The sequence below is a fragment of the Caulobacter sp. 10L414 genome (assembly GCF_056395525.1).
This window is the reverse complement of record NZ_JBFTJR010000112.1, coordinates 1-6,505: the sequence shown is the minus strand read 5'-3', so window position 1 is coordinate 6,505 and position 6,505 is coordinate 1. Positions and strand designations below refer to the sequence as shown.

The window sequence follows — 6,505 nt, the reverse complement described above, 5'->3', positions numbered from 1 at the left end:
GCGGATCGACATTCAATCGCTTGCCCCGATTTTTCACCGAGCATCCCCGCGAAGGCGGGGACCCAAGCCGAGGTCGCCGATAGTCCACGGCCGCGCCCAAGCCTGAACGTCAGCTTGGATCCCCGCCTTCGCGGGGAAAATCGGCCTATTGGGCGTCGCGGTTGGATGAATGTCTATCCACGCTAGGGCGCTTCCACCGGCATCAGCCGGCTGTATTCCCAGGTCCAGGGCATGCCCGTCTCGCCCAGCGCCGCCTTGACCAGGGCGGGGAAGATCCGCTGGCCGTCGCCGCTGTTGGTGAGGATCACCATGCAGCGCCGGCGCGTCTCCACGCAGACCATCATGTTGTCGGTGATGTCGTTGTGGCCGCCCTTGAAGAAGGCGCGGCCTTGCGGTCCCTCGAAGGTTACGACCCCGACGCCGGCGGCGAGCCTGATCCTGGCGTTGCCCGGATTGGTCTCTTCGGAAAGGGTGGGGAACTCAGAGCGCGAGACGATCGGCAGGCTGCCGCGCGCGAATTCGGCGCGGGCCTTCTTCGACAGGCCCCAGCCGCTGGCCATGGCCGCCGCCAGCTTGCCCATGTCGTCGATGGTGGTGTCCAGCGAGCCGGCCGCCTTGACGCTGGAGCGGTCGTCGTGCGGCTGCCACTTGCCGGCCTCGTCGCGGCCGTCGGCGATGTCGGGGGCGAAGTCGTCGCGCCAGACCATGCCCGAGCGGGCCATGCCCAGGGGCTTGAACAGGCGCCTGTCCATGTCCTCGCCGACCTTGACGCCCAGACCCTGCTCGATGACGAACTGCATCAGGTTGACGCCCTCGCCGGCATAGGCGTAGCGGGCGCCCGGCTCGAACTTGATGTCGAGCTTCTCGTCGGGGTTCAGCCAGCGGAAGTTGGGAAAGCCCGCAGAGTGGGTGAGCAGGATGCGGGGCGTGATCTTGCGCCAGCGCTCGTCGCCGGCCAGGTCGGCATAGGCCTTGTAGTCGGGCAGGGGCTTTGGAAGGTAGGTCGCGATCGGCGTGTCGAGGTCGAGCCTGCCTTCGTCGACCAGCATCATGACGTAGTAGGCGAAGGTCGCCTTGGTGATCGAGGCGGCGTACATCACGGTCTGCGGCGCCAGGCGGTCGCCCTTCTCGTTGCGGACGCCTTGCGCGGTCACGTGCGCGACCTTGCCGTCCTCGACCAGCGCCACGGCCACGCCGGGGACCTTGCCCAGGGCCATCAGGCGCGCGATCTCGGCGTCCAGCTTCGGGTTTCCGGCGTGCGCGGATCCCGCGGCCGCCAGACACAGCGCGGCGGCCGTCCAGGCCAGCGACTTAATCGACATTGCAACGTGCCCCAAGGTTGCGCGCTCCCCCGCGCCGGGCGACCTTGCGGGCCATGGGCGTCTTTTTCAACCGCCGGGTGCTTCTGGCCGGCCTGCTGCTTTCAGGGTGCGCGAGCGTTCCGACGCGTCCGCCGCGCCTGCTGCCGGGCGATCCGGAGATGTTCGGCGAGCTGGAGCCGCTGCTGGGCGCGCGCGCCGAGGCCGACGGCCTGGTGATCCGCCTGTCGTCGCAGGGCTGCCTGCGCAAGGCGGACCTGAGGTTCTTCGTCGACCGGAAGGACGCGATCCCCGACCTGGCCTTCGCCCGGCGGCGGGTCGAAACCTGCAAGACCGGCGCGCCCGGCGAGACGGAGGTCAAGTTCGGCTGGGGCGAGCTGGGGATCACCGGCGCGACGGCCGTGAGGCTGCTCAACCCGATGGGAAAGGGCTGATCAGCCCTTGGGCGTGAAGCGCTCGACCATCCACGGCAGCACGCGGGCTGGGCGCTTGGCGGCGATGTCGATCAGCACCCAGTCGGTGCGGCTCTGGGCGCACATCTCGCCGTCGGGACCGTCGATGCGGACATAGCGCTCGAACCGCGGCCCCTTCAGTTCGCCGACCCAGGTGTAGCCGGTGGCGATCTCGTGCGGCAGCAGCTCGCGGCGATAGTCGATCTCGTGGCGGCGGGCGACCCAGCTCCAGGGAGCCCGTTCCTCTTCCGAGGCCCAGGCTTCCCAATGAGCGATCGCCAGGTCCTGGGCCCAGCCCAGATAGACCACGTTGTTGACGTGGCCGTTGGCGTCGATGTCCGACGCCTTCGGCTCGAAGGTCAGGGGATAGGCGTCGGAGGGCGGGACGAAGAGACGGCTCACCCGGTCAGGCCGAGATCACGCCCTGCTCGATCAGGAACGACTTCAGTTCGCCCGACTGGAACATCTCGCGGACGATGTCGCTGCCGCCGACGAATTCGCCCTTCACATAGAGCTGGGGAATGGTCGGCCAGTCGGTGAAGGTCTTGATGCCCTGGCGCAGTTCGTCGTCCTGCAGCACGTCGACGCCGACGAACTCGACGCCCAGGTGGTCGAGGATCTGCACGGCCACCGACGAGAAGCCGCAGCGCGGCTGGTCGGGCACGCCCTTCATGAACAGCACGACGGGGTGTTCGGCCACCGTCTTGGCGATGAATTCGATGGCGGGGGAGGCGGCGACGTCAGTCATGGGGAGGAATTCCTTGGCGGTAACCCCTCAGCTAGGCGCCGGAAGGCCCCTGGTCAAGCGCGGCGCTTGGTCCCGGCGGCCTGTTCGGCCGAAAACCGCGCCATCTCGATCTGGGCGGCGCAGCCGGTCGGCAGGTCGCGCTCGACCACCGAGGCCAGGGCCTCGAGCTTGTCGCGCTTGGTGGTGATCACCTGCACGGTGGCCAGGGACGGCTCGGTCAGGGCGTAGCCGAGGCAAAGCTCCTGGCCCGTCCAGCCGGCCGTGCTGTCGAGGAAGTCGTAGCCGCCCAGATTGGCCAGCGGGTCGGTGCGGCGCCGCCACAGCGACGGCTTCTTGAAGATCGGCTTGGCTTCGCGCTCGCGGATGGCCTGGGGCCAGAAATCCTCGCCGATCACCGCCACGTCGCGGGCGACGGCGGCGCGGATGCGATTGCGCTCGGCCCAGCCGGACGACAGGTTGAACGGCGAGGCCAGGGCGTCGAACATGCCGGTCGCCAGGTGCCGGTCCTGGCTCTCGCCGCGGCTGGCCAGGCCCAGCGAGCGGATCAGCCCCGACTGGCGCAGCCCCATCAGGGCGGCCATCGCCGTCGGCGGGAAGGCGCCGCCGGGGTCGTCGACCGTGACCAGGTCCACATGAGAAAGGCCGCAGCGCTCGACGGCCACGTCGACCACGTCGTGGATCGCCTGGGCGCTCAGCAGCTCGCCGCTGCTGCGCAGGCGCCAGCCGACGAACAGCAGCCGCCGCTCGATCGTGGTCAGTGACTCGCCCACGCCCTCCAGCAGGGCGTTCGACGAGCCGTGCACCTCGAAGCTGTTGATGCCCGTTTCCAGGGCCGTGAAGATCAGGTTGCGCCAGTCCTTGCCGCTCATGCGCGGATGGTCGGCGAGCCGCAGCGTCACCGCCGAGATCGCCATGCCCGCCTTGCCGAAAGGACGATAGCGCAAGGCCGCCTACTCCGCCGGGGCCGCGGTTTCGAGCGCCAGGGCGTGCAGCTCGCCGCCCAGCACGTCGGCCAGGGCGCGGTTGACCATCTGGTGCTGCTTGACGCGGTTGAGGCCGCGGAAGGCGGGAGAGACGATGCGGGCCTTGTAGTGGTCGCCGTCGCCGGCCAGGTCGGTCAGCACGATCTCGGAATCCGGAAAGGCCGCGTTCAGGCGGGCTTCGAGCACGTCGGGCGACATGGGCATGGGCGGATTCTCCGATCCTCGAAGGGGCTGTATGCCCCGTAAACCTTAAGATCGCGCATATGGCGGGCGTCGCGGCTGGAAGCAATCGCTCGAAAGGCGAAGGCGGGGCGGCGATCGCGCTTGACGATAACGCGATCTCACGTAACGATCACGTATCTGTGAGTCTTCCGTGAGGTGTGCGTGATGCGTTCCCTGATGCCGGCGCTCGCGGCGCTCACGCTCGGACTGGGCGGTTGCGCGATGGTGACCTCGGAGACGCCCTGGCTGACGCCCGAGGCGGGCGGCGCGCGACTGAAGACGGGCTGGTGGATCCCCGACGAGGCCGACTGCCGCCCGCCCGGGAACGACAGGCCCTTTCGCCGCTGGCCCGCCTGCGCCCGCGACGGGGCCGTCCTGGTCCGCGACGGGGAGATCCTGGGCATGACGGGCGCTCCGGCGGACGTGAGCTGGACGGCGCGGGCCTATGTGGCGGGTCTGCGCGCGCCGGTGGTCCTGCAGATGCGGGACGCCGACGAGGGGACCTCCTACGGCTACATGGGGCTGGAGCCGGTCGAGACGGACGCCGAAGGCCGGATGACGCGCGTGCGCGGATGGTCCGGGCTCTGCGGTCCGGACGGGTTCCGGGCGCCGTGGAGCGAGCCCACGCCCGAACAGACGGTCGAGCGGCGTCTGTGGCCGGGCCTGGCCTGGGGCGAGGGCAAGAACAGCTGCACGGCCACAAGCCTTGCGGCGCTGCAGGCGAGCATCGCCGCCAGCCGGACGCAGGAGGGCAACGAGCACGGCTATCGCTGGCTGCGCGAGGCCAGGGCGGACGACTTCGCCGGCGGCGGGCGATAGCCGTTCGGGGCTCGCCGGTTGCACGGCGCGCCGGCCGATGATCAAAACGGGTGAAAGCCGCGTTGAGCGACGGCGAAGACCGTCCGCCGTCGGCAGGGAGTTCCAATGCGTTCGACGTTCGCCGCCGCCGTCCTGGCGACCCTTGTCTCCGGCCTCGCCGCGCCGGTCCTGGCCGCGCCCGGGGACCTGGCCCTTGATGACGTGAGGGTCCTGTCGGCCGACGCCATGCAGGGAAGGGCGCCGGGCACGCCGGGATCGCAGCTGGCGCGGACCTACATCCTGGAGCGCTTCAAGCTGATCGGCCTTTCCCCGATCGGCGAGGGTTTCGAGCAGCCGTTCGGCTACACCCGCAAGGACGGGACGCCGATCACCGGCGTCAACCTGGTCGCCCGCATCAAGGGAACCGCGCCCGACGGCAAGGCCCTGGTGGTCACCGCCCATTACGACCATGTCGGGGTGAAGAACGGCCAGATCTACAACGGCGCCGACGACAACGCCTCGGGCGTGGCCGGCCTGCTGGCGGTGGCCGAGGCGTTCAAAGCCGCGCCGCCCAGGCACGACGTGCTGATCGTCGCGCTGGACGCCGAGGAGGGCGGGCTGCGCGGCGCCAAGGCCTTCGTCGCCCAGCCGCCGATCCCGCTGTCGGCCATCGGCCTGAACGTCAATTTCGACATGCTGAGCAAGAACGCCAAGGGCGAGCTCTACGCCGCCGGCGCCGGGCCGCAGCCGGCCCTGAAGCCGATCCTCGACGCGGTGGCCAAGGTCGCGCCGGTCAAGCTGAAGCTCGGCCACGACACCGACGCCGACGGCAAGGAAAACAACTGGACCAGCCAGTCCGACCACGGCGCCTTCGCCGACAAGGGCGTGCCCTGGGTCTATTTCGGGGTCGAGGACCATCCCGAATACCATCAGCCCACCGACGACTTCGAAACCATCCCACAGCCCTTCTTCAAGGCGTCGGTGGCCACCGTGATCCTGGCGACGCGGGTCTTCGACGAGCGGTTGGCGCAGGTCGCGCCCTAGGGTCTGGACTCAATTGGCGTGCAAGGAAACGTGTCCTCCCGGCCGGAGGAGCGCGTCAGCGATCCGTAGAGCCGGGATCTCCCAGGTCGGCAGGTTCGAAAACTGTGGGGGATCCCGGCGCTCCGCTACGCTGCGGCCGGGATGACAACTGCTATAAGCTATTGAAACAGATAACTCATTGCCCTCGGCCAATTGAGTACTGACCTTAGCGCGGACCATCCGCCTGGCGCCCCGGCCTGGCGCCCCGGCCTGGTGATCCCGGCTCGCTTCAGGGCCTTCTCGATGCCGGGCCAGCTGGGTTCGGGAGGGCGGCTCAGATAGTCGAGGTGCATGTTGCGGATGCTGGTCCAGCAGCGCACGCCTTCCTCCATCTCCTGGCGAAAGCTCTGCACTTCCTCGGGCGGCGCATCGTGGGCGACGCGCTCGACATCGGAAATGGTCCTCTGGATCAGGGCGATGTTCTGATCGCAGGCGGCGATCATGCCGCGATAGGCGGCCTCGATCTTCGGGGAGTGGGCGGTGCGGCGCAGGCGCCTGCGCGGGGGCTTGGACTTGGCATGACGGGTTCCTTGCGGGTTGGGGTCGTTGTCGCCGGCGCTGTCCCCCTCCGGCCTTCGGGAACCTCCCCCCGTGGGGGAGGCGGCCGAAGGCCGGTGGGGGGCCGGTTTCAGCTTTCGAGGCGGCGGGTGAGTTCGCAGTCGCTCCCCCCACCGATCGCTGCGCGATCGCCTCCCCCACGGGGGGAGGTTCCTTGAGGGTTGGGCATGGGGTCTCGTGCTCCCGCGCGGATGCGCGTTAGGTCGGGGAGGCGCGGAGCGGCCGGGCGGAGCCCGGGGACCGTGTGTTTGTTTAGCGTTTCGGCTTCGTCGACCGCTCCGCCGCGTCGTTATTCCGGAGGGCCGGAGGCGCGGGTGCTGTTTCAACCCTGGACCCGGCTGT

The 6,505-nt window shown here is 69.3% G+C and carries 9 protein-coding genes; 3 read left to right on the top strand and 6 right to left on the bottom strand.

Translation table 11 applies throughout. The annotated features are described in order from the left end of the window. Nucleotides 1-182: 182 nt before the first annotated feature. Entirely contained in the window at nt 183-1,322 is a 1,140-nt protein-coding gene (locus AC1DCG_RS24725) for a serine hydrolase domain-containing protein (protein ID WP_477031470.1), read from the bottom strand. Between the two features lie 53 nt (nt 1,323-1,375). Here AC1DCG_RS24725 and AC1DCG_RS24720 point away from each other — a divergent pair, with 53 nt between their 5' ends. Further along, the gene (locus AC1DCG_RS24720) at nt 1,376-1,753 is read left to right on the top strand and encodes a hypothetical protein (RefSeq protein WP_477031469.1); all 378 of its coding nucleotides are present in this window, start codon (nt 1,376-1,378) and stop codon (nt 1,751-1,753) included. On the opposite strand, the gene AC1DCG_RS24715 is transcribed toward AC1DCG_RS24720, so the two are convergent. Genes AC1DCG_RS24715 through AC1DCG_RS24700 form a run of 4 tightly spaced genes read right to left on the bottom strand, consistent with a single transcriptional unit; the run spans nt 1,754 to nt 3,706 of the window. After that, nucleotides 1,754-2,173: an acyl-CoA thioesterase gene (locus tag AC1DCG_RS24715; protein ID WP_477031468.1), complete on the bottom strand. Its 420-nt coding sequence runs from the start codon at nt 2,171-2,173 to the stop codon at nt 1,754-1,756. Between the two features lie 4 nt (nt 2,174-2,177). Beyond that, nucleotides 2,178-2,519, bottom strand: a complete 342-nt coding sequence (gene grxD, locus AC1DCG_RS24710; RefSeq protein ID WP_165256622.1) for a Grx4 family monothiol glutaredoxin — start codon at nt 2,517-2,519, stop codon at nt 2,178-2,180. Nucleotides 2,520-2,572: 53 nt separating this feature from the next. After that, nucleotides 2,573-3,463 (bottom strand): aldo/keto reductase, encoded by an 891-nt coding sequence (locus AC1DCG_RS24705; RefSeq protein WP_165256620.1) that lies wholly within the window; start codon nt 3,461-3,463, stop codon nt 2,573-2,575. A gap of 6 nt (nt 3,464-3,469) precedes the next feature. Then, nucleotides 3,470-3,706: a BolA family protein gene (locus AC1DCG_RS24700; RefSeq protein WP_101712499.1), complete on the bottom strand. Its 237-nt coding sequence runs from the start codon at nt 3,704-3,706 to the stop codon at nt 3,470-3,472. Nucleotides 3,707-3,889: 183 nt separating this feature from the next. On the opposite strand from AC1DCG_RS24700, the gene AC1DCG_RS24695 reads away from it, so the two are divergent. Beyond that, nucleotides 3,890-4,543 (top strand): hypothetical protein, encoded by a 654-nt coding sequence (locus AC1DCG_RS24695; RefSeq protein WP_477031467.1) that lies wholly within the window; start codon nt 3,890-3,892, stop codon nt 4,541-4,543. Nucleotides 4,544-4,648: 105 nt separating this feature from the next. Next, on the top strand, nt 4,649-5,566 hold the full coding sequence (locus AC1DCG_RS24690; RefSeq protein WP_477031466.1) for a M20/M25/M40 family metallo-hydrolase: 918 nt from the start codon (nt 4,649-4,651) through the stop codon (nt 5,564-5,566). A 158-nt stretch (nt 5,567-5,724) separates the two neighbouring features. On the opposite strand, the gene AC1DCG_RS24685 is transcribed toward AC1DCG_RS24690, so the two are convergent. Continuing rightward, nucleotides 5,725-6,048, bottom strand: coding sequence for a hypothetical protein (locus tag AC1DCG_RS24685; protein ID WP_477031465.1), 324 nt, complete (start codon nt 6,046-6,048; stop codon nt 5,725-5,727). Between the last annotated feature and the right edge of the window lie 457 nt (nt 6,049-6,505).

Bases quoted from the DNA above. Each gene is read 5' to 3' on its own strand.
- AC1DCG_RS24725 (WP_477031470.1), bottom strand. From the start codon at position 1,322: ATGTCGATTAAGTCGCTGGCCTGGACGGCCGCCGCGCTGTGTCTGGCG.
- AC1DCG_RS24720 (WP_477031469.1), top strand. From the start codon at position 1,376: ATGGGCGTCTTTTTCAACCGCCGGGTGCTTCTGGCCGGCCTGCTGCTT.
- grxD (WP_165256622.1), bottom strand. From the start codon at position 2,519: ATGACTGACGTCGCCGCCTCCCCCGCCATCGAATTCATCGCCAAGACG.
- AC1DCG_RS24700 (WP_101712499.1), bottom strand. From the start codon at position 3,706: ATGCCCATGTCGCCCGACGTGCTCGAAGCCCGCCTGAACGCGGCCTTT.
- AC1DCG_RS24695 (WP_477031467.1), top strand. From the start codon at position 3,890: ATGCGTTCCCTGATGCCGGCGCTCGCGGCGCTCACGCTCGGACTGGGC.
- AC1DCG_RS24690 (WP_477031466.1), top strand. From the start codon at position 4,649: ATGCGTTCGACGTTCGCCGCCGCCGTCCTGGCGACCCTTGTCTCCGGC.
- AC1DCG_RS24685 (WP_477031465.1), bottom strand. From the start codon at position 6,048: ATGATCGCCGCCTGCGATCAGAACATCGCCCTGATCCAGAGGACCATT.